This is a genomic window from Vibrio sp. DNB22_10_4 (assembly GCF_052879755.1).
Genome location: NZ_JBNNXW010000124.1, coordinates 1 through 236 on the forward strand (window position 1 = coordinate 1; position 236 = coordinate 236).

General features: G+C 68.6%; 1 protein-coding gene. It reads right to left on the reverse strand.

Annotation, left to right across the window (positions count from 1 at the left end; translation table 11 throughout):
• Window positions 1–236, reverse strand: a 236-nt coding sequence (locus ACVA6Q_RS24925; protein WP_446649266.1) for an aldehyde dehydrogenase family protein, incomplete at both ends; no start/stop codon positions are given.

Below are 236 nucleotides of genomic sequence, written 5' to 3' on the forward strand. Positions count from 1 at the left end.
GTGTGATGGCCGCCACCACGCCCATGGGCTCGTGCACGCTCATCGTCAGGCAATCGCCGCGCGCAGGCGTGAGGGATTCTTCCAGCGTCTCGCAAGCAGCGCCGAAGAATTGGAACGTCGCGGCCGCGCTCGCCACCAGGGCGCGCGTTTCGTTGATCGGCTTGCCGTTGTCCAGGCGCTGGCGCTGGGCCAGGGCTTCGCTGCGCGAGCGGATCAACTCGGCCACGCGGTACAGC